Origin of the sequence: Pantoea sp. BRR-3P, from assembly GCF_039621635.1 — a bacterium.
Lineage (GTDB): Bacteria > Pseudomonadota > Gammaproteobacteria > Enterobacterales > Enterobacteriaceae > Pantoea > Pantoea floridensis.
This window is the reverse complement of record NZ_CP155066.1, coordinates 4,043,685-4,065,591: the sequence shown is the minus strand read 5'-3', so window position 1 is coordinate 4,065,591 and position 21,907 is coordinate 4,043,685. Positions and strand designations below refer to the sequence as shown.

Annotated in this window: 19 protein-coding genes; all 19 read left to right on the top strand. The window is 53.6% G+C overall.

Going from position 1 to position 21,907, the window contains the following annotated elements:
• The first annotated feature begins 141 nt into the window (after positions 1-141).
• The 19 genes from ravA (at position 142) to pstS (ending at position 21,874) form a co-directional block, all read left to right on the top strand.
• On the top strand, positions 142-1,638 hold the full coding sequence (gene ravA, locus AAGR08_RS18760; protein ID WP_097097620.1) for an ATPase RavA: 1,497 nt from the start codon (positions 142-144) through the stop codon (positions 1,636-1,638).
• Positions 1,635-3,095 carry an ATPase RavA stimulator ViaA gene (viaA, locus tag AAGR08_RS18755; RefSeq protein WP_097095520.1) on the top strand — a complete coding sequence of 487 codons (1,461 nt, stop codon included), beginning with the start codon at positions 1,635-1,637 and terminating at the stop codon, positions 3,093-3,095. The genes ravA and viaA overlap by 4 nt, the downstream gene beginning before the upstream one ends.
• 54 nt (positions 3,096-3,149) lie before the next feature.
• Positions 3,150-5,288, top strand: coding sequence for a 5-histidylcysteine sulfoxide synthase (ovoA, locus tag AAGR08_RS18750; protein WP_345827660.1), 2,139 nt, complete (start codon positions 3,150-3,152; stop codon positions 5,286-5,288).
• A 107-nt stretch (positions 5,289-5,395) separates the two neighbouring features.
• On the top strand, positions 5,396-5,857 hold the full coding sequence (gene asnC / locus AAGR08_RS18745) for a transcriptional regulator AsnC (RefSeq protein WP_097095518.1): 462 nt from the start codon (positions 5,396-5,398) through the stop codon (positions 5,855-5,857).
• A 154-nt stretch (positions 5,858-6,011) separates the two neighbouring features.
• Positions 6,012-6,452, top strand: coding sequence for an FMN-binding protein MioC (gene mioC / locus AAGR08_RS18740; RefSeq protein WP_097095517.1), 441 nt, complete (start codon positions 6,012-6,014; stop codon positions 6,450-6,452).
• Positions 6,453-6,892: 440 nt separating this feature from the next.
• Positions 6,893-8,782: a tRNA uridine-5-carboxymethylaminomethyl(34) synthesis enzyme MnmG gene (gene mnmG / locus AAGR08_RS18735; RefSeq protein WP_345827658.1), complete on the top strand. Its 1,890-nt coding sequence runs from the start codon at positions 6,893-6,895 to the stop codon at positions 8,780-8,782.
• Between the two features lie 47 nt (positions 8,783-8,829).
• Positions 8,830-9,447 (top strand): 16S rRNA (guanine(527)-N(7))-methyltransferase RsmG, encoded by a 618-nt coding sequence (gene rsmG, locus AAGR08_RS18730; protein ID WP_097095515.1) that lies wholly within the window; start codon positions 8,830-8,832, stop codon positions 9,445-9,447.
• Between the two features lie 713 nt (positions 9,448-10,160).
• Positions 10,161-10,541 carry a F0F1 ATP synthase subunit I gene (gene atpI, locus AAGR08_RS18725; protein WP_097095514.1) on the top strand — a complete coding sequence of 127 codons (381 nt, stop codon included), beginning with the start codon at positions 10,161-10,163 and terminating at the stop codon, positions 10,539-10,541.
• A gap of 8 nt (positions 10,542-10,549) precedes the next feature.
• The gene (gene atpB, locus AAGR08_RS18720) at positions 10,550-11,368 is read left to right on the top strand and encodes a F0F1 ATP synthase subunit A (RefSeq protein ID WP_097095513.1); all 819 of its coding nucleotides are present in this window, start codon (positions 10,550-10,552) and stop codon (positions 11,366-11,368) included.
• 49 nt (positions 11,369-11,417) lie between these two features.
• On the top strand, positions 11,418-11,657 hold the full coding sequence (atpE, locus tag AAGR08_RS18715; protein ID WP_003849523.1) for a F0F1 ATP synthase subunit C: 240 nt from the start codon (positions 11,418-11,420) through the stop codon (positions 11,655-11,657).
• A 107-nt stretch (positions 11,658-11,764) separates the two neighbouring features.
• Positions 11,765-12,235 (top strand): F0F1 ATP synthase subunit B, encoded by a 471-nt coding sequence (gene atpF / locus AAGR08_RS18710; protein ID WP_345827654.1) that lies wholly within the window; start codon positions 11,765-11,767, stop codon positions 12,233-12,235.
• Positions 12,236-12,249: 14 nt separating this feature from the next.
• The gene (gene atpH, locus AAGR08_RS18705) at positions 12,250-12,783 is read left to right on the top strand and encodes a F0F1 ATP synthase subunit delta (protein WP_097095511.1); all 534 of its coding nucleotides are present in this window, start codon (positions 12,250-12,252) and stop codon (positions 12,781-12,783) included.
• A 14-nt stretch (positions 12,784-12,797) separates the two neighbouring features.
• Positions 12,798-14,339 carry a F0F1 ATP synthase subunit alpha gene (atpA, locus tag AAGR08_RS18700; protein ID WP_097095510.1) on the top strand — a complete coding sequence of 514 codons (1,542 nt, stop codon included), beginning with the start codon at positions 12,798-12,800 and terminating at the stop codon, positions 14,337-14,339.
• 52 nt (positions 14,340-14,391) lie between these two features.
• Positions 14,392-15,258 (top strand): F0F1 ATP synthase subunit gamma, encoded by an 867-nt coding sequence (gene atpG / locus AAGR08_RS18695; protein WP_097095509.1) that lies wholly within the window; start codon positions 14,392-14,394, stop codon positions 15,256-15,258.
• Between the two features lie 63 nt (positions 15,259-15,321).
• Entirely contained in the window at positions 15,322-16,719 is a 1,398-nt protein-coding gene (gene atpD, locus AAGR08_RS18690; protein ID WP_007893594.1) for a F0F1 ATP synthase subunit beta, read from the top strand.
• 24 nt (positions 16,720-16,743) lie between these two features.
• On the top strand, positions 16,744-17,163 hold the full coding sequence (locus AAGR08_RS18685; protein ID WP_097095508.1) for a F0F1 ATP synthase subunit epsilon: 420 nt from the start codon (positions 16,744-16,746) through the stop codon (positions 17,161-17,163).
• Positions 17,164-17,326: 163 nt separating this feature from the next.
• Complete coding sequence (glmU, locus tag AAGR08_RS18680) at positions 17,327-18,697, top strand: bifunctional UDP-N-acetylglucosamine diphosphorylase/glucosamine-1-phosphate N-acetyltransferase GlmU (RefSeq protein WP_345827651.1); 1,371 nt, start codon at positions 17,327-17,329, stop codon at positions 18,695-18,697.
• 127 nt (positions 18,698-18,824) lie between these two features.
• Positions 18,825-20,654, top strand: coding sequence for a glutamine--fructose-6-phosphate transaminase (isomerizing) (glmS, locus tag AAGR08_RS18675; RefSeq protein ID WP_345827650.1), 1,830 nt, complete (start codon positions 18,825-18,827; stop codon positions 20,652-20,654).
• A gap of 176 nt (positions 20,655-20,830) precedes the next feature.
• Positions 20,831-21,874 carry a phosphate ABC transporter substrate-binding protein PstS gene (pstS, locus tag AAGR08_RS18670; protein WP_097095505.1) on the top strand — a complete coding sequence of 348 codons (1,044 nt, stop codon included), beginning with the start codon at positions 20,831-20,833 and terminating at the stop codon, positions 21,872-21,874.
• Positions 21,875-21,907 lie beyond the last annotated feature (33 nt).

Sequence of the window (21,907 nt, the reverse complement as noted above, 5' to 3'; positions counted from 1 at the left end):
TGGAAGCGGCGAGTTCTCTCGCATCAACCTTCTGAAACAAAAAAGCTGACGGCTATCAACGCATTCGCGCATGATAATCAGTAGAGTATTGCGCTCGCCAAACTATGACGGCACCAGGATCAAAAGGATAATGATGTGATTATGGCTCAACCCCATCTTTTGGCAGAAAGAATTTCTCGCCTGAGCAACGCGCTGGAAAAAGGGCTGTATGAACGCCATCACGCGATCCGTCTCTGTCTGCTGGCCGCGCTCAGCGGGGAAAGCGTGTTTTTGCTTGGGCCGCCGGGCATCGCCAAGAGCCTTATCGCCCGCCGCCTGAAATATGCCTTCCAGCACGCCCGCGCTTTTGAATATCTGATGACCCGTTTTTCTACCCCTGAAGAGGTGTTTGGCCCGCTGTCGATTCAGGCACTCAAAGATGAGGGCCGCTATCAGCGACTGACCAAAGGCTATCTGCCCGATGCTGAGATTGTCTTCCTTGATGAAATCTGGAAAGCCGGCCCGGCGATTCTGAATACCCTGCTAACCGCCATCAACGAACGCCGCTTCCGTAACGGCGATAGCGAAGAAAAAATCCCGATGCGCCTGCTGGTTACCGCCTCCAACGAATTGCCTGAAGCGGATAGCGGACTGGAAGCACTGTATGACCGCATGTTGATTCGTCTGTGGCTGGATAATGTGCATGAGAAACAGAATTTCCGCAGCATGCTCACCCATCAGCAGGACGAAAACGACAATCCTGTGGCGGAGTCACTGCGCATCAGCGATGAAGAGTATGAGCAGTGGCAGAAAGGCATCAGCCAGGTCAGCCTGCCGGATCACGTGTTCGAACTGATTTATCAGCTACGTCAGCAACTAGAAACGCTGCCGGATGCGCCCTACATCTCCGATCGCCGCTGGAAAAAAGCCATTCATTTATTGCAGGCCAGCGCATTCTATAGTGGTCGCGTGACCATCGCCCCCATCGATTTAATTCTGCTGAAAGATTGTCTATGGCATGACGTGGCCTCGATGAAGCTGCTGGATCGCGAAATTGATACGCTGATGTCGCAACATGCGTGGCAGCAACAGGCGCTGCTACACAAACTGCAGCAGATCAAAGGCCGTCGCCTGGCGCTGCAACAGCAGCAAAGCGTGGCGCAAGCGCTGACGCTGGAGAAACACAGCGGCATGTTCAGCCGCAAACCGCATTATGAATTACCCGCCGCGATCGCGGACGAACAGCTGACACTGATGCTGCAACAGCCGCTAATGCTGCACGATATGCAGGTAACGCACATTCTGCTGGGGCGTGAAGCCCTGAATCAGTGGCTGCTGAAAGGCGGCGAAATCCGTGGCAAGCTAAATGGCATTGGCTTTGGTCAGACGCTCGATATGTTGGTGGATACGCATCACTGCCTGACGCTGCGCGATGTTAGCCTGCAATCCACGCGACTCACGCTGCCGGGCGCCAGCAACAGCAGCGAGATGCCGCAGGAGATCGCCGATGAATATGAGGCGCTGGAAACGCAGCTGCGCACGCAACGTACGCTATTTAGCCAGCAGCAGCGCTGCTTGTTCATTAGCGATGACTGGCTGGCTCGCATTGAAACCAGCCTGCAGGATGTAGCGGAACAGCTGAAACAGGCGAGAAAATGATCTCGCTAGAGACGCTGAGTACGCTGCTATCGATTGGTGAAACCGAGCTGATAGAAGAGCTGATCATCGCGTTACTCGCCTCGCCGCAGCTGGCGCTTTTTTTTGAAAAATTTCCCCGCATGAAGCAGGCATTAATGCGCGATCTGCCGCGCTGGCGATCGGAGATTGCCGAGCAGATCAAAGCCACGCCGGTGCCGGAAACGCTGGCGCAGGAATTTCAGCTGTTTCAGCAGATGCAGCTGCTCAGCACGCAAAATTTCACCCAGCAGTTACCCCACATCATGACGCAGCTGAAAAGTCTGCCGTCGCCGTTTATTGAAGAAGCCAGCAAACTGCTTCTTAATGCCGAAAACACACAGCTCAGTAACGCGCAGCACACGCTGTTTCTGCAACGCTGGCGCCTCAGCCTGACACTGCAAACGCTGACGCTAAATGAAACCATTCTGGAAGAACAGCGCGAACGCCTGATGGCGGAGCTGCAGCAGCGCATGGCAATCAGCGGTCAGCTGGCACCGATTCTTACCGATGACGATGAGGCCGCGGCTGGTCGCCTGTGGGATTTGAGCAAAGCGCCGCTGCAGCACGGCGATTACGAGCTGATTGTGCAGTATGGCGATTTCCTTGCTCAGCAGCCGGAACTGATGAAGCTGGCGCAACAGCTGGGACGCAGCCGCGAGGCCAAATCGGTGCCATCGCAGGATGCGCCGCTGGAGGCGTTTCACCAACTGGTGCGTGAACCGGATAATGTGCCGGAAGAGGTCAGCGGCATTCATCAGAGCGATGATGTGCTGCGCCTGCTACCGCCAGAGCTGGCGGCGCTGAGCATTAGCGAGTTAGAGCTGGAATTTTATCGACGTTTGGTCGAGAAACGCTTGCTGACCTACCGTTTACAGGGCGATGCGTGGCACGAAAAAGTCACCATGAGACCGGTTAGCCACCAGCAACACGAAGAGCAGCCGCGCGGACCGTTTATCGTCTGCGTGGATACCTCCGGTTCGATGGGCGGTTTCAACGAACGCTGCGCCAAAGCTTTTTGCCTGGCGCTGCTGAAAGTGGCGCTGGCGGATAAGCGCCGCTGCTACATCATGTTGTTTGCACATGAAGTGATCGGCTATGAGCTCACCGCCGACAACGGCATTGAGCAGGCCATTCGTTTTCTCAGCCAGCGCTTTCGCGGCGGCACCGATCTCGCCGCCTGCCTTGCGGCCGTAGTAAAACGCATGGAAGGCAACGCGTGGCAGGAAGCGGATGCGGTGATCGTGTCGGATTTTATTGCCCAGCGTTTGCCCGACGATGTCGTTAGCACCATTAAGCAGCGTCAGCGCCACTATCAACAGCGCTTCCACGCGGTCGCGATGTCGCTGCATGGCAAACCCGGCATTCTGCGCATTTTCGATCACATCTGGCGCTTTGATACCGGCCTGAAAAGTCGCCTGCTGCGCCGCTGGCAGCGCTAAGTCATCTGGCGGAAATGCTAATTTGCTATAGTGATAAGTTCGCACACCAAGCAAATGGAGCACCTTGTGACCACCGCCCAACTTCCCGCACCGACCCACACGCTGCGACTCTCCGGCCAAAATACCGAACAAAAAAGAGCCGAACTGCTAACGTACTTCACCCAAACCTGGGAACTGTATGAAAGCCTGTTTGATTGTCTGGCCGACGAACGCGCCTGGTTTAATAAAGCCATTTCGCTGCGTCATCCGCTGATCTTCTACTTTGGCCACACTGCGACCTTCTACATTAACAAGCTGATGGCCGGACGCTATCTCGATCAACGCGTCGACGATCGTATTGAGGCGATGATGGCGATCGGCGTGGATGAGATGAGCTGGGACGATCTCAACGACAACCATTACGACTGGCCAACTATCGCTGAAGTCCGCGACTATCGCGGCAAAGTAAAAAGTCTGGTGAGCGAGTTCATTCGCACCATGCCGCTGGCGCTGCCCATCGATTGGGAAAGCCCGGCGTGGGTGGTTTTGATGGGGATCGAGCACGAACGTATTCATCTGGAAACCTCCAGCGTGCTGATGCGCCAGTTGCCCATCGAGTGGGTAAAAGCGCAACCGCACTGGCCGGTTTGCCCGCAGGCGCGTCACGATCGTCAATCTGTGCCAGACAATACGCTGGTCGCCATGCCCGGGGGGCGCGTGCAGCAGGGCAAAACAGACGACACCTACGGCTGGGATAATGAATATGGCAGCCATCAGACAGAACTGAAGCCGTTTAAGGCCAGTAAAATGCTGGTGAGCAATGCCGAGTTTTACCGCTTTATCGCGGCGGATGGCTATAACGATCGCCGCTGGTGGGATGATGAAGGCTGGGGCTGGCGCGAATTCTCCGGCGCGCAAATGCCGACGTTTTGGATCGGGGACGAAAAGCAACCCGATCAGCTAAAGCTGCGCTTGCTGGCTGAGGAAGTCGCGATGCCCTGGGACTGGCCAGCGGAGGTGAATCAGCTGGAAGCCGCTGCGTTCTGTCGCTGGCTGGCTGAAGAGACCGGTAAATCCGTGCAACTCCCCTGTGAAGCGGAATGGGCGCAGCTACGTGAACAGGTAAGCGGCGACCAGCCGGATTGGATTGACGCGCCAGGCAATATCAATCTGGCGTATTGGGCTTCGTCCAGCCCGGTCGATCGCTTTGCTCAGGGTGAGTTCTACGACATTGTCGGCAACGTATGGCAGTGGACCACCACGCCGACCAACGGCTTCGAAGGTTTTAAAGTTCACCCGCTCTACGATGATTTCTCCACGCCGACCTTTGATGGCAAACATGCGCTAATTAAAGGCGGCAGCTGGATTTCTACCGGCAACGAAGCGCTGAAATCCGCACGCTACGCTTTCCGCCGTCACTTCTTCCAGCACGCCGGTTTCCGCTATGTGGTTTCATCACATGAAGAAACGATGGCGCTCAATCCTTATGAAACGGATAGCATGGTGTCGCAATACCTCGATTTCCAGTACGGTCCGAGTTACTACGGCGTGCCCAACTACGCGGCTGCGCTGGTGGAAAAATTGCTGCCGCATTGCCAGGAGCGTGGCCAGGCGCTGGATATCGGTTGTGCCACCGGACGCGCCAGTTTCGAGCTGGCGCGCCATTTTGATGCAGTAACCGGAATGGATTACTCGGCGCGCTTTATTGATGTCGCGCTACAGCTGACATCAGGAGAAGATTTCCGCTACGTGGTGCCAGAAGAAGGCGAGCTGGTGGAGTATCGGCAGGTACGGCTGAAAGAGTTTGGTCTTGAGGCTCAGCAAGCGCAGCGTATCCAGTTTGTGCAGGGCGATGCCTGTAACCTGAAGCCACAGCCGGATCGTTACGATCTGGTACTCGCTTCCAACCTGATTGATCGTCTGCGTCAGCCCAAACGCTTCCTGCAGGATGTTACGCCGATGATCCGGGCCGGCGGCTTGCTGGTGCTGTCGTCACCTTATACCTGGCTGGAGGAATTCACGCCGAAAGAAAACTGGCTGGGTGGTGTGCGTGAGAATGGCGAAGCACTCACCACTTACCAGGCGTTGCAACGCGTATTACGTGACGCGTTTGACGAAGTCGCACCGCCGCAGGATATCCCCTTTGTTATCCGCGAGACGGCGCGCAAATTCCAGCACACACAGGCGCAAGTGACCTTCTGGCGCAAGCGCTAATAAAGCGTGCAGACAACGGCATGGCTGTTGTCTGCACCTTGCCTGCACCGCTAATTTGCTGCACATTCTCCTCTATTCATAGAAGAAGAACTCAACGAGGATGGACAATGGCGGAAAACCTTCAGCTGGATAACCTGGATCGCGGCATTTTGAATGCGCTGCTGCAAAATGCGCGTACCGCTTATGCCGAACTCGCTAAACAATTCAACGTGAGCCCGGGCACCATTCATGTTCGCGTGGAAAAAATGCGTCAGGCGGGGATTATTTTAGGCACCCGCGTGGAGATTGATCCGCGCCAGCTTGGCTTCGATGTGTGCTGCTTTATCGGCATTATCCTGAAGAGTGCGCGTGATTATCCGGCGGCGCTCAGTAAGCTGGAAGCCTTAGATGAAGTCGTTGAGGCCTGGTACACCACGGGCCATTACAGCATTTTTATCAAAGTGATGTGTCGATCAATCGACGCGCTGCAGCAGGTGTTGATCAACAAGATCCAGACTATCGACGAAATTCAGTCCACCGAAACCCTGATCTCACTGCAAAACCCCATCATGCGCACCATTAAGCCGTAATCCCCATATAAACTGTGCACAAACTTATCCCCGGCAGATCGCGCGCACAGCGTGACTTGCCGCCTGATGCTTTCTACTATTAACCCTGTTTTCCACAGGTGGATCACGGCTTGATCACAGCGTACAATGCTCGCCTTTAGTGCGGGAGAGCATCATGGCCGATATTACGTTAATCAGTGGAAGTACCCTTGGCAGCGCCGAATATGTTGCTGAACATCTGGAAGAAAAACTGCAGGAAGCGGGCTTCTCAACCGAGGTGCTGCATGGGCCTGAGCTCGATGAGCTGCAGCAGGAAGGCATTTGGCTGATTGTGACCTCCACGCACGGTGCCGGTGAACTCCCCGACAACTTGCTTCCTTTATATGAAGCATTGCAGGAGACGCAACCGGATCTTTCCGGCTTACGTTATGGTGCAGTCGGCATCGGCAACCACGAATACGATCTTTTCTGTGGCGCGATCAAGCTGCTGGAAGAGCAGTTGAACCAATTGGGTGCCAAACGCATTGGCGATCGCCTTGAGATCGACGTGCTTGAGCATGAGATCCCGGAAGACGCGGCTGAAGTGTGGGTGTCCACATGGAAAACCCAGATTTAAACGATCTTTGCCGGCCGGGGATCGGGTAAATAGAACGATCCCCAGTTTATTGCGCTGTTTTTTTGCTTTAAACACGCGATCAGCTGTGGATAACATAGCCTGATTCATGCGTATAACCGGTAGTTATCCCAATAACAACCGCTGTTTCTTTTTTAGGCTGTGTATAAGTAGCTGTTTTGATCCCAGCTTATACGGATCAGGATCACCGATCATTCACAGCAAACGATCCTCTCTAATGTGCTGTTAAATCGTGGCTTTTCCGGGTTATCAACAGCCTGGTGCGATCCTAATAGTAGATCTAACAGAGAGATCATATAAAAGAATAAAGATCCTTTCTTTTAAACCTCAGGATCCCGCGACTTTCGCCGCCGAGATAATTTCAGTAGAATCCACCGCCCAGGGCAACGATCCCTGTCCGAACACTAACGAGGACCCACTTCATGTTTTATCCAGATCCTTTTGACGTCATCGTAATCGGTGGTGGTCATGCGGGCACCGAGGCCGCGATGGCCGCCGCCCGAATGGGTCAGCAAACCCTGTTACTCACCCATAACATTGATACGCTTGGACAAATGTCCTGTAACCCGGCGATCGGTGGCATCGGGAAAGGACATCTGGTGAAGGAAGTGGATGCCTTAGGCGGTTTGATGGCCACGGCAATTGACCAGGCTGGCATCCAGTTTAGGATACTAAACGCCAGTAAAGGCCCAGCAGTACGCGCTACGCGCGCTCAGGCTGACCGCGTGCTGTATCGCCAGGCGGTACGCACTGCGCTGGAGAACCAGCCAAATTTGATGATCTTCCAGCAGGCAGTTGACGATCTGATTGTGGAAAACGATCGCGTCGTCGGTGCTGTGACACAGATGGGTTTGAAATTCCGCGCCAAAACCGTGGTACTGACCGTCGGGACGTTCCTTGATGGCAAAATCCATATTGGCCTGGATAACTACAGCGGTGGACGAGCGGGCGATCCGCCATCAATTCCATTGGCGAAACGTCTGCGTGCACTGCCGCTGCGCGTGAACCGTCTGAAAACCGGTACGCCACCGCGCATTGATGCGCGCTCGATTGATTTTTCAGTACTGGCTCCGCAGCACGGTGATAACCCGATGCCGGTGTTCTCGTTCATGGGCAAAGTCTCACAGCATCCACAGCAGGTGCCGTGCTGGATTACCTCTACCAACGAACAGACCCATGACGTGATCCGCAATAACCTTGATCGTAGCCCGATGTATGCCGGGATCATCGAAGGCATTGGTCCACGTTACTGCCCGTCGATCGAAGATAAAGTGATGCGCTTTGCCGATCGTAACGCGCACCAGATCTTCCTCGAGCCGGAAGGTCTCACCAGCAATGAAATTTACCCAAATGGCATCTCCACCAGCCTGCCATTTGACGTTCAAATGCAGATCGTCCGCTCCATGAAGGGCCTTGAAAACGCGAAGATCGTGCGTCCGGGTTATGCCATTGAGTATGATTTCTTCGATCCTCGCGACCTAAAACCAACGCTGGAAAGTAAATTTATCCACGGCTTGTTCTTTGCCGGTCAGATCAACGGCACCACAGGCTACGAAGAAGCGGCGGCGCAAGGTCTGCTAGCCGGCCTCAATGCGGCGCGTTCTTCTGCAGACAAAGAGGGCTGGGCGCCACGGCGCGATCAGGCGTATCTCGGTGTTTTGGTCGATGACCTCTGCACATTGGGTACCAAAGAGCCGTACCGCATGTTCACCTCGCGCGCCGAGTATCGTTTGATGCTGCGTGAAGATAACGCCGATCTGCGTTTGACAGAGACAGGCCGTGAACTCGGTTTGGTTGATGATGCTCGCTGGGCACGTTACAACCAAAAACTGGAAGCGATTGAGCAAGAGCGTCAACGCTTGCGCGATCTGTGGGTGCACCCAAAATCAGATAACGTGGCGGAGGTAAACACGGTGATCAGTGCACCGCTTACCAAAGAAGCCAGCGGTGAAGATTTACTGCGCCGTCCAGAAATGACCTATCCGCTGCTTACCTCGCTGGCAAGCTATGGCCCGGCGCTCGCTGATGAGCAAGCCGCCGAGCAGGTTGAAATTCAGGTGAAGTACGAAGGCTACATTGCACGCCAGCAGGAAGAGATTGATCGCCAGCAGCGCAATGAAAATACCTTGTTGCCTGTGGATCTCGATTATCGTCAGGTTAATGGTCTGTCGAATGAAGTGATTGCCAAGCTTAACGATCACAAACCCACCTCCATCGGCCAGGCCTCTCGTATTTCGGGCATTACGCCTGCGGCGATCTCGATTCTGCTGATCTACCTGAAAAAACAGGGCCTGCTGCGTAAAAGCGCCTGATAGACTTCGGGGCGAGGTACCTCGCCCCCGTTAATGGAATTCTCGTCGTGATTAACAAACTCTCCTCGCTGCTGAAAGCGGCAAACATTTCCCTTACCGATCAACAAAAACAGCAGTTGGTTGGCTATGTTGAGCTGCTGCATAAATGGAACAAGGCCTATAACCTGACATCGGTGCGCGATCCGCAGCAGATGCTAGTACGGCATATCCTCGATAGCGTGGTGGTTGAGCCGCATCTGCAGGGCGATCGCTTTATTGACGTTGGCACCGGACCTGGCTTACCGGGTATTCCGCTGGCCATTGTACGTCCGCAGTCGCATTTCACACTGCTTGATAGCCTTGGCAAACGCGTGCGTTTCCTGCGCCAGGTACAGCATGAGTTAGGACTTACTAACGTTACGCCCGTGCAAAGCCGCGTGGAGGAGTTCCCATCCGAGCCGCCGTTCGATGGCGTTATTAGCCGTGCTTTCGCCTCACTGGAAGATATGCTGAACTGGTGCCATCATTTGCCGGGTCGTGAAGGACGTTTTTATGCCTTGAAGGGGGTACGTCCGGATGATGAGATATCAGCCTTGCCTGCTGGCTTTATTGTGGAGAAAATTCAACCGCTGCAGGTGCCGGAACTGGACGGTGAGCGGCATTTAGTCGTGATTAGCCGAAAATAGCCTTTCCAACGGTATGGATTTAAGTCAATCCATACCGTTTGCTTTCGTGATGAAATTGAATGAAAAAGCAGCGATTGAACACTTTGGGATAAAAGCATTTATTCGGTGGGGCAGGGTAAGCAAGTTAACATTCATCCCGGAAATTATCCGAAAAGTCCTGTTACATTTAACGATTAATTCACATTTCATTATCACTTAGATCACGTTATGGCGTGTATTTACGCACTCAAATAATCACTGTGGAAAATATAACTCTGCAATAAATCGGCGTGCGTAATATCAGTTTTACGTTTTTATTGCAGGACATGATGTCAATAGAGTGTTTTTATCGATAATCAATGATATGTAGTTTCCGGATAATTATAATCTATTGATAAATAATTAATTTATTGGGTTGTGAAATGTTAATTTTCATAACTTAAACAAATTCACATCGCCATTCCTTGTTTATTATGTGATCTAAAGCACGCTTTAAAAGCAAGTCGGAAGGGCAATTTCAGATTTTTATCGAACCCTGCTCGCCAGGCGATGTTTTCAAAAATAGCGCTCCAGAAAGAAATTTAAATAATTGTTCACCTTTTCGCTACTTACCGATTGAAATCGCAGGTGGCGCCCGTATAATTTGCACGGCTTTTGCTGCTTGACTCAAATGAGTAAAGGCAGTCTTATACGACACGCGACATACCCCGTTCGGGGCAGGAGAGTTCAGCGTCATGTCAGTGTCTCTTTACAGTGTGAAATTAGCCCGGGCCGTGCTGATCATTCAGCTGGTGACCTTTGTCATCATCGGTGCGCTCTTTACCCTGAAAGAGGTCTCCTGGGGCGCCTCTGCCATCGCCGGTGGAGCGGCAGCCTGGCTGCCGAACGTGTTGTTTATGTTTTTAGCCTGGCGCCTGCAGGATCAAACGCCTGCGAAAGGCCGTGTTGCCTGGAGCTTCGCCCTCGGTGAAGTGTTGAAGGTGTTCACAACGGTCATTTTTCTCGCGGTGGCGTTGGGTGTGTTTGGTGCGGTCTTCTGGCCGCTCGCAATCACGTGGTTATCGGTGCTGGTGGTGCAGATCGTCGCGCCGGCTGTAATTAACAACAAAGGGTAAGAGGCATCATGGCTGCTGGAGAAATCTCTACTCCGCAAGAATACATAGGTCACCACCTGAATAACCTTCAGTTGGACCTGCGTACTTTCGAGTTGGTGAATCCGCACGACGCTCCCGCGACGTTCTGGGTAATAAATATCGATTCCATGTTTTTCTCTGTGGTGCTGGGACTGATTTTCCTGGTGTTGTTCCGCAAAGTAGCTAAAAGCGCTACCAGCGGTGTTCCAGGGAAATTACAAGCGGCTATCGAACTGGTTGTCGGCTTCGTTGATAACAACGTGCGTGACATGTACCACGGTAAAAGCAAACTTATCGCCCCGCTGGCTCTGACGATTTTCGTTTGGGTCTTCCTGATGAACTTCATGGATCTGCTGCCTATCGATTTGCTGCCGTTTATCGGCGAGCACTATTTAGGTTTGCCGGCGCTGCGCGTCGTGCCATCTGCAGACGTGAACATCACGCTGTCTATGGCGCTGGGCGTATTTATTTTGATTCTGTTCTACAGCATCAAAATGAAAGGCATTGGCGGCTTCACCAAAGAGTTGACGCTGCAGCCTTTTAATCACCCGATCTTCATCCCCATTAACCTGATTCTTGAAGGTGTTAGCCTGCTGTCCAAGCCAGTATCACTGGGTCTGCGACTGTTCGGTAACATGTATGCGGGTGAGCTGATCTTTATCCTGATTGCCGGCCTGCTGCCGTGGTGGTCGCAGTGGTTGTTGAATGTGCCATGGGCCATTTTCCACATCCTGATCATTTCGCTGCAGGCTTTCATTTTCATGGTTCTCACGATCGTCTATCTGTCGATGGCATCTGAAGAACATTGATTTTTATCTCAACACTTAAGCTTTTAACTGAAACAAACTGGAGACTGTCATGGAAAACCTGAATATGGATCTGCTGTACATGGCTGCCGCTGTGATGATGGGCCTGGCGGCAATCGGTGCTGCGATCGGTATCGGCATCCTCGGAGGTAAATTCCTGGAAGGCGCCGCGCGTCAACCGGATCTGATCCCTCTGCTGCGTACGCAGTTCTTTGTTGTAATGGGTCTGGTGGATGCTATCCCGATGATCGCTGTAGGTCTGGGTCTCTACGTGATGTTTGCTGTCGCTTAAACCTGGTAGCCTTGTTCACTCATGGCACCTGGTGTGATGAGGGACGGATTCTGCCGTTTATCGCTGATAGCGGCAGAGCAAGTTAACTTAATAAGAGGCATTGTGCTGTGAACATTAATGCAACAATCCTCGGCCAGGCCATCGCGTTCATTCTGTTTGTCGCGTTTTGCATGAAGTACGTATGGCCGCCGATTATGGCTGCCATCGAAAAGCGCCAGAAAGAAATTGCTGAAGGCCTTGCTTCTGCTGAGCGCGCGAAGAAAGATTTAGATCTCGCGCAGGCCAATGCGACCGACCAGCTGAAAAAAGCGAAAGAAGACGCTCAGGTCATTATCGAGCAGGCGAACAAACGCCGTGCCCAGATTCTGGACGAAGCGAAAACTGAAGCTGAGACTGAACGTAACCGCATCGTGGCACAGGCGCAGGCAGAAATTGATGCCGAGCGTTCACGTGTCCGTGAAGAGCTGCGTAAGCAAGTCGCGTTGCTGGCATTAGCTGGCGCCGAGAAAATCATCGAACGTTCCGTGGATGAAGCTGCTAACAGCGACATCGTTGATAAACTGGTCGCTGAACTGTAAGGAGGGAGGGGCTGATGTCTGATCTTATTACTGTAGCTCGCCCCTACGCCAAAGCAGCTTTTGACTTTGCTGTTGAGCATCAAAGCATCGATCGCTGGCAATCAATGCTGGCGTTTGCCGCAGAAGTGGCTCGCAACGAACAGATCGCAGATCTTCTTTCCGGTGCGCTTGCACCGGAAGCGTTATCTGCTTCTTTCATTGCAGTTTGTGGCGATCAACTTGATGAAAACGCCCAGAACCTGATTAAGGTAATGGCCGAAAACGGACGTTTGACAGCGCTTCCAGCGGTACTGGAACAGTACATTCAACTGCGTGACGCTTATGAAGCGACAGCCGAAGTTGATGTGATTTCTGCCAGTACGCTGAGTGACAGTCAGCTGACTAAAATCAGCGCCGCGATGGAAAAACGTCTGTCACGTAAAGTTAAGCTGAATTGCAAAATTGATAAGTCTGTAATGGCAGGTGTGGTTATCCGTGCGGGTGACCTGGTCATTGATGGCAGCGTACGCGGCCGTCTTGATCGTCTGGCAGACGTCTTGCAGTCTTAAGGGGACTGGAGCATATGCAACTGAATTCCACCGAAATCAGCGAACTGATCAAGCAGCGCATTGCTCAGTTCAATGTCGTGAGTGAAGCTCACAACGAAGGTACTATTGTTTCTGTAAGTGACGGTATCATCCGCGTACACGGCCTTGCCGATGTGATGCAGGGTGAGATGATTGCCCTGCCGGGCAACCGTTACGCTATCGCACTGAACCTCGAGCGTGACTCGGTTGGTGCAGTAGTGATGGGCCCGTATGCTGACCTCGCGGAAGGCATGAAAGTGAAATGTACGGGTCGTATTTTAGAAGTTCCAGTTGGCCGTGGCCTGCTGGGCCGTGTGGTGAACACCTTGGGTGCACCGATCGACGGTAAAGGCGCAATCGACAACGACGGCTTCTCGCCGGTTGAAGTGATTGCACCAGGCGTTATCGACCGTCAGTCAGTAGACCAGCCTGTTCAGACCGGTTACAAATCTGTCGATGCGATGATTCCAATCGGCCGTGGCCAGCGTGAGCTGATCATCGGTGACCGTCAGACCGGTAAAACCGCAATGGCAATCGACGCCATCATCAACCAGCGCGATTCAGGCATCAAGTGTGTCTACGTTGCGATTGGCCAGAAAGCGTCAACCATTTCTAACGTGGTTCGCAAACTGGAAGAGCACGGCGCGCTGGCTAACACCATCGTCGTTGTCGCTTCTGCTTCTGAATCTGCAGCGCTGCAGTACCTGTCACCGTACGCCGGTTGTGCGATGGGTGAGTACTTCCGTGACCGCGGTGAAGATGCACTGATCGTGTACGATGACCTGTCTAAGCAGGCTGTTGCTTACCGTCAGATTTCTCTGCTGCTGCGCCGTCCACCAGGTCGTGAAGCCTTCCCTGGCGACGTGTTCTATCTCCACTCTCGTCTGCTGGAGCGTGCATCACGCGTTAGCGCTGACTACGTTGAGCGCTTCACCAACGGTGAAGTGAAAGGCCAAACCGGTTCTCTGACCGCACTGCCAATCATCGAAACTCAGGCGGGTGACGTTTCCGCGTTCGTTCCGACCAACGTAATCTCGATTACTGATGGTCAGATCTTCCTGGAATCGAACCTGTTCAACTCCGGTATTCGTCCAGCCGTTAACCCGGGTATCTCGGTATCCCGTGTTGGTGGTGCTGCACAGACCAAGATCATCAAGAAACTGTCCGGTGGTATCCGTACCGCATTGGCACAGTATCGTGAACTGGCGGCGTTCTCTCAGTTCGCTTCCGATCTGGACGATGCAACGCGTAAACAGCTGAGCCACGGTCAGAAAGTGACCGAACTGCTGAAACAGAAACAGTATGCGCCGATGTCAGTCGCGCAACAGGGTCTGGTGCTGTTTGCTGCTGAGCGCGGCTATCTGAACGACGTTGAACTGGCGAAAATCGGCAGCTTCGAAGCCGCTCTGCTGGCGTTCGCGGATCGCGATCACGCTGAGCTGATGGCTGAAATCAACCAAGCGGGTAACTTCAATAACGAAATCGAAGAGAAGCTGAAAGGCGTCCTCGAAACGTTTAAAGCAACCCAGTCCTGGTAATGTCTGGCGGCTTGTCTGAAAAGGCAGGCCGCAAGGCTTTGAGGAGAAGCTAATGGCCGGCGCAAAAGAAATACGTAGTAAGATCGGCAGCGTAAAAAATACGCAGAAGATCACCAAAGCGATGGAAATGGTCGCCGCCTCCAAAATGCGTAAAACGCAGGAACGCATGGCGGCCAGCCGTCCGTATGCAGATACCATGCGCAAAGTGATTGGTCACCTTGCACTGGGTAATCTGGAATACAAGCACCCTTACCTGGATGAGCGCGACGTTAAGCGCGTCGGCTACCTGGTCGTTTCGACTGACCGCGGGCTTTGTGGTGGTTTGAACATTAACCTGTTCAAAAAATTGCTGGCAGATATGAAGAGCTGGTCTGATAAAGGCGTGCAGAGCGATCTGGCGATTATCGGTTCTAAAGGCAATTCATTCTTCGGCTCTGTAGGTGGCAACATCGTGGCTCAGGTCACCGGTATGGGCGATAAGCCCGCACTGTCTGATTTGATTGGCCCGGTAAAAGTGATGTTGCAGGCCTATGATGAAGGTCGCATCGACAAGCTGTATATCGTTGGCAACAAGTTTAATAACACCATGTCTCAGACTCCGACCATTACCCAACTGCTGCCGTTACCGCCAGCGGAAGGTGAAGAAGAGATGAAGGCGAAGACCTGGGATTACCTGTACGAACCCGATCCGAAAGCGCTGCTGGATACCCTGCTGCGCCGTTATGTCGAATCGCAGGTTTATCAGGGTGTGGTGGAAAACCTGGCCAGTGAGCAGGCCGCACGTATGGTGGCGATGAAAGCTGCAACCGATAACGGCGGAAACCTGATCAAAGAGCTGCAGTTGGTTTACAACAAAGCTCGTCAGGCCAGCATCACCCAGGAACTTACCGAGATCGTCTCGGGAGCCTCCGCGGTTTAACCAGGCATATATCCTGTCGCGCGAGCGCGGCTGGGTATTTTCGTATTAGGTAGAGGATTCAAGATGGCAGCTGGAAAGATTGTCCAGATTATCGGCGCCGTAGTTGACGTCGAATTCCCTCAGGACGCGGTACCGCAGGTATATAGCGCTCTCGAGGTGAAAAATGGTGATGCTCGTCTGGTGCTGGAAGTTCAGCAGCAGCTGGGTGGTGGCGTGGTTCGTACCATCGCCATGGGTACTTCTGACGGCCTGAAGCGCGGTCTGGAAGTCACTGACCTGAAAAAACCTATCCAGGTTCCGGTTGGTAAAGCAACCCTCGGCCGTATCATGAACGTATTGGGTGAGCCAATCGACATGAAAGGCGACCTGCAGAATGACGATGGCAGCGCACTAGAGGTTTCCTCTATTCACCGCGCAGCACCTTCATATGAAGATCAGTCTAACTCCCAGGAACTGCTGGAAACCGGCATCAAGGTAATCGACCTGATGTGTCCGTTCGCTAAGGGCGGTAAAGTCGGTCTGTTCGGTGGTGCGGGTGTAGGTAAAACCGTAAACATGATGGAGCTGATCCGTAACATCGCGGCTGAGCACTCAGGTTACTCGGTATTTGCTGGTGTGGGTGAGCGTACTCGTGAGGGTAACGACTTCTACCACGAAATGACTGACTCCAACGTTATCGATAAAGTAGCGCTGGTGTATGGCCAGATGAACGAGCCGCCGGGTAACCGTCTGCGCGTAGCACTGACCGGCTTGACCATGGCGGAAAAATTCCGTGATGAAGGCCGTGACGTTCTGCTGTTCATCGACAACATCTATCGTTACACCCTGGCCGGTACTGAAGTATCAGCACTGCTGGGTCGTATGCCATCTGCGGTAGGTTATCAGCCGACGCTGGCAGAAGAGATGGGTGTGTTGCAGGAGCGTATTACCTCTACCAAGACCGGTTCAATCACCTCTGTACAGGCCGTTTACGTTCCTGCGGATGACTTGACTGACCCGTCACCAGCAACCACCTTTGCTCACTTAGACTCAACCGTTACGCTGAGCCGTCAGATCGCCTCTCTGGGTATCTACCCAGCCGTTGACCCGCTGGATTCTACCAGCCGTCAGCTGGATCCGCTGATCGTGGGTCAGGAGCACTATGATGTTGCGCGTGGCGTGCAGTCTCTGCTGCAGCGTTACCAGGAACTGAAAGACATCATCGCCATCCTTGGTATGGACGAGCTGTCTGAAGAAGACAAACTGTTGGTGGCACGTGCGCGTAAAATTCAGCGCTTCCTGTCTCAGCCGTTCTTCGTTGCTGAAGTCTTCACCGGTTCTCCAGGTAAGTACGTTACCCTGAAAGACACTATTCGTGGCTTCAAAGGCATCATGGAAGGCGAATTCGACCACCTGCCAGAGCAGGCGTTCTACATGGTCGGCGCTATCGAAGAAGCCGTAGAAAAAGCGAAGAAACTGTAATTTCGGTTTCCCAGGAGGAATGGTATGGCTATGACTTATCATCTGGACGTGGTCAGTGCGGAGCAACAAATGTTCTCCGGTCTGGTGGAGCGCATCCAGGTGTCAGGTAGCGAAGGTGAGCTGGGTATTCGCCCGGGTCACGCCCCGCTGCTGACAGCCATCAAGCCTGGTATGATTCACATCGTGAAACAGCACGGCGAAGAGGAGTATATCTACCTCTCTGGCGGCGTGCTGGAAGTACAACCTGGCAGCACCACCGTTTTGGCTGACACCGCGATTCGCGGCGAAGACCTCGACGAAGCGCGCGCGCAGGAAGCGAAACGTAAAGCGGAAGAGCACATGAACAGCAGCCACGGCGACGTGGATTATGCTCAGGCTTCTGCGGAGCTGGCGAAAGCCATCGCAAAACTGCGTGTTATCGAGCTGACCAAAAAAGCGATGTAATCAGGCTTTATGCGTCACGAAATGCCAGCCCATTGGGTTGGCATTTTTTTTGCCCAAAATTTGCCGTTGCGCTTTAATCCCGGCTAATTTCGACCCGAGAAAAATGTAGTAATCTCAGGGCTAAACCTTACACTTTCGAAAGTTAAATTCAGTCAGGATAGTTATGTCTACAAACGCGATGAGTGTGGTGATCTTAGCCGCTGGCAAAGGCACCCGAATGTATTCCGATCTGCCCAAAGTTCTGCACACCCTTGCAGGTAAACCAATGGTTCAGCACGTGATTGATGCCGCAACCGGTTTGGGCGCTCAACACATCCATCTGGTATATGGTCACGGCGGTGATTTACTCAAGTCTGCGCTTGCGGATAACGCACTTAATTGGGTGCTGCAGGCTGAACAGCTCGGTACCGGGCACGCAATGCAGCAGGCAGCCCCCTTCTTTGCTGATGATGAAGATATCCTGATGTTGTACGGCGACGTGCCGCTGATCTCGCAAGAGAGCTTGCAGCGTCTGCGTGCGGCTAAACCGGCGGGTGGCATTGGCTTACTTACGGTGGTTCTGGATAACCCAACCGGCTATGGCCGCATCGTGCGTGAAAACGGCACGGTGACCGGCATTATCGAGCAGAAAGATGCGTCGGCAGAACAGCTAAAAATCCAGGAAATTAACACCGGTATCCTGATTGCCAACGGCAGCGACCTCAAGCGCTGGCTGGCGCAGCTCAACAATAACAATGCGCAGGGCGAATTCTATATCACCGATATCATTGCCATGGCGCACCGGGAAGGTCGCGTTATCAATGCGGTGCACCCAGCGCGCATCAGTGAAACCGACGGCGTGAATAATCGGCTGCAGCTGGCAACACTTGAGCGCGTTTACCAACGCGAGCAGGCGGAAAGGCTGCTGCTGGCGGGTGTCATGCTGCGCGATCCGGCGCGTTTCGATCTGCGCGGTGCGCTGCAACACGGGCGGGATGTGGAGATTGACACCAACGTGATTGTTGAAGGCAACGTTACGCTCGGCAACCGCGTGAAAATCGGCGCGGGCTGCATCATCAAAAACAGCGTGATTGCGGATGACTGTGAAATCAGCCCCTATTCGGTGATCGAAGATGCCACCTTAGCCGCCGGCTGTACGGTTGGTCCGTTCGCGCGTCTGCGTCCGGGCAGCGAGTTAGCGGAAGAGGCGCACGTGGGTAACTTCGTGGAGATGAAGAAAGCCACGCTGGGCAAAGGCTCAAAAGCTGGCCATCTTTCCTATCTCGGTGATGCCGAAATTGGCGCGGGCGTGAATATCGGCGCAGGCACCATTACCTGTAATTACGATGGCGCGAACAAATCTAAAACCATCATCGGCGACAACGTATTTATCGGCTCAGATACGCAGCTGATAGCACCCGTCAGCGTGGCGAGCGGCGCGACCATTGCCGCGGGTACTACCATCATGAAGGATGTGACGGCCGCTGACCTGGTTTATAACCGTAAAGAGCAGAACCACAAGTCTGGCTGGCAGCGCCCGGTGAAGAAGAAATAAATTAAGGGCCGGCAACGATCGGCTCGTTAGCAGTGCCATAAAAACTATCCCCACTCTCTACAAGGCTCGGGGAAATCAGGTCAGATGACAACGCAATGGCCAAAAGCCATGAAGTCAGGAAATTACTATGTGTGGAATTGTTGGTGCAGTAGCGCAGCGTGACATCGCAGAAATTCTGCTGGAAGGTTTGCGTCGTCTTGAGTATCGCGGGTATGACTCTGCCGGGCTGGCGGTAGTTGATCGTCAGGGCCATATGACGCGTCTGCGTCGTTTAGGCAAAGTACAGAACCTGGCGGAAGCGGCAGAACAGCAGCCGCTGATTGGCGGCACGGGGATCGCACACACGCGTTGGGCGACTCACGGTGAACCCTCGGAAGCCAATGCGCATCCGCATATTTCTGAGCACATCATCATCGTGCACAACGGTATTATTGAGAACCATGAGCCGCTGCGCGCCCAGTTGCTTGAGCGCGGCTACCACTTTGCTTCGGAAACCGACACCGAAGTGGTGGCGCATCTGGTGCATTGGGAGCAGAAGCAGGGCGGCACGCTGCGTGAAGTGGTGCTGCGCGTGATCCCGCAGCTGCGCGGCGCTTATGGCATGGTGATCATGGACAGCCGCGATCCTGCGGTGCTGGTGGCGGCGCGTTCCGGTAGCCCGCTGGTGATTGGTCGTGGCGTGGGCGAAAACTTTATCGCTTCCGATCAGCTGGCCTTGCTGCCGGTGACGCGCCGCTTCGTTTATCTGGAAGAGGGGGATATCGCTGAGATTACCCGCCGCGAAATCACCATCATCGACCGCGCTGGCAAACCGGCTAAACGCGCTGAAATCGAATCCACTGCGCAGTACGATGCCGGTGATAAAGGCATCTATCGTCACTACATGCAGAAAGAGATTTATGAGCAGCCGAACGCGATTAAAAACACCTTAACCGGGCGTTTTAATCACGGTGAAGTTGATCTCAGTGAGCTGGGCCCGGATGCAGAGAAATTGCTGAGCCAGGTTGAGCATATCCAGATCATCGCCTGCGGCACCTCTTACAATTCCGGCATGGTGTCGCGCTACTGGTTTGAGTCGCTGGCCAACCTGCCTTGTGATGTGGAAATCGCCTCCGAATTTCGCTATCGCAAATCAGCGGTGCGCAAAAATAGCCTGCTGATCACGCTGTCACAATCGGGTGAAACCGCCGATACGCTGGCCGCGCTGCGTCTGTCGAAAGAGCTGGGTTATCTCGGTTCGCTGGCGATCTGTAACGTGGCCGGTTCCTCGCTGGTGCGTGAGTCAGATTTGGCGCTGATGACCAAAGCCGGCACCGAAATTGGCGTCGCGTCGACCAAAGCCTTCACCACGCAGCTAGCGGTATTGCTGATGCTGGTGGCGAAACTCGGCCGTCTGCACGGCATGAAAGCCGAAACCGAGCACGAAATTGTGCACGCGCTGCAGGCATTGCCGAGCCGTATCGAGCAGATGCTGGCGCAGGATAAAGTGATCGAAAATCTCGCTGAAGGTTTCTCCGACAAACATCACGCGCTGTTCCTTGGCCGCGGCGATCAGTATCCCATCGCCATGGAAGGTGCGCTGAAGCTGAAAGAGATCTCCTACATTCACGCCGAAGCCTATGCGGCTGGTGAGCTGAAGCATGGCCCGCTGGCGTTAATTGATGCGGATATGCCGGTGATCGTGGTGGCGCCGAACAACGAGCTGCTGGAGAAGCTGAAATCCAACATCGAAGAGGTGCGCGCGCGCGGCGGTTTGCTGTATGTGTTTGCCGACCAGGATGCCGGCTTCAGTGACAGCGATGGCATGAAAATCATCTCACTGCCGCACGTAGAAGAGGTGATTGCTCCAATCTTCTATACCGTGCCGTTACAGCTGCTTTCATATCATGTGGCGCTGATTAAAGGCACCGACGTCGATCAGCCGCGTAACCTGGCAAAATCCGTTACCGTAGAATAATCAATCATAAGAGTGGGCCCGCAACGGGCCCGCTTCATTTCTGCACGCTGTCATATAACTGTCATATTTCGTACATTTCACTGTCATCAAACTGTCCTATTTTCCCTCCAGCAGCAATCACTGACTCCTACTAAAAAGGCATTGAGCCTGATTTTTTTAAATCCCCTGGAGGGAACATGACACTGATGCGTAGCACCGTAGCCCGAATCCTCGCCGCCACCTTCGCAGTAAGCGCGGTCTCTGCTTTTGCAGCAACCGATCTGACGGGCGCAGGCGGGACATTCCCGGCACCGGTTTATGCCAAGTGGGCAGCAGAGTACCAGCAAGCCACCGGTAGCAAAATTAACTATCAGGGTATTGGTTCTTCAGGCGGCGTTAAGCAGATCATCGCAAAAACCGTCGATTTCGGTGCGTCTGATGCACCAATGAAAGATGAAGATCTGGAGAAAAACGGCCTGTTCCAGTTCCCTACCGTCATCGGTGGTGTGGTGCTGGCGGTTAACATTCCAGGCGTGAAATCAGGTGAATTAACCCTCGACGGCAAAACCGTAGGTGATATCTACCTCGGCACCATCAAAAAGTGGAACGACCCGGCGATCACTAAACTGAACCCGGGCGTGAAACTGCCCGATTCCAACATCAACGTGGTGCGCCGCGCTGACGGTTCCGGTACTTCATTCGTCTTCACCAGCTACCTGGCGAAAGTGAACGAAGAGTGGAACAGCAAAATCGGTAAAGGTAACACCGTTAACTGGCCAACCGGTCTGGGCGGTAAAGGTAACGATGGCGTAGCCGCCTTCGTGCAGCGTCTGCCGGGTTCGATTGGCTACGTGGAATACGCCTACGCTAAGCAGAACAACCTGACCTACACCAAACTGGTTGATGCAGATGGCAAAGCGGTAGCGCCAAGCGAGGCCAGCTTTGCTAACGCCGCGAAAGGCGCAGACTGGAGCAAATCGTTTGCCCAGGATCTGACCTTCCAGAAAGGCAACGATGCATGGCCGATCACCTCAACCACGTTCATCCTGATTTACAAAGATCAGGCTGATGCGGCGAAAGGTAGCGAAGTGCTGAAGTTCTTCGACTGGGCCTACAAAGGCGGCAGTAAAACCGCAACGTCTCTGGACTATGCCGCGCTGCCAGAGAGCGTAGCGAACCAGATTCGTGCAGCGTGGAAAGCGAACATTAAAGATAGCTCCGGTAAAGCGCTGTACAAGTAACGGATTTACCCGGCCAGCCAGCACGGTTGGCCA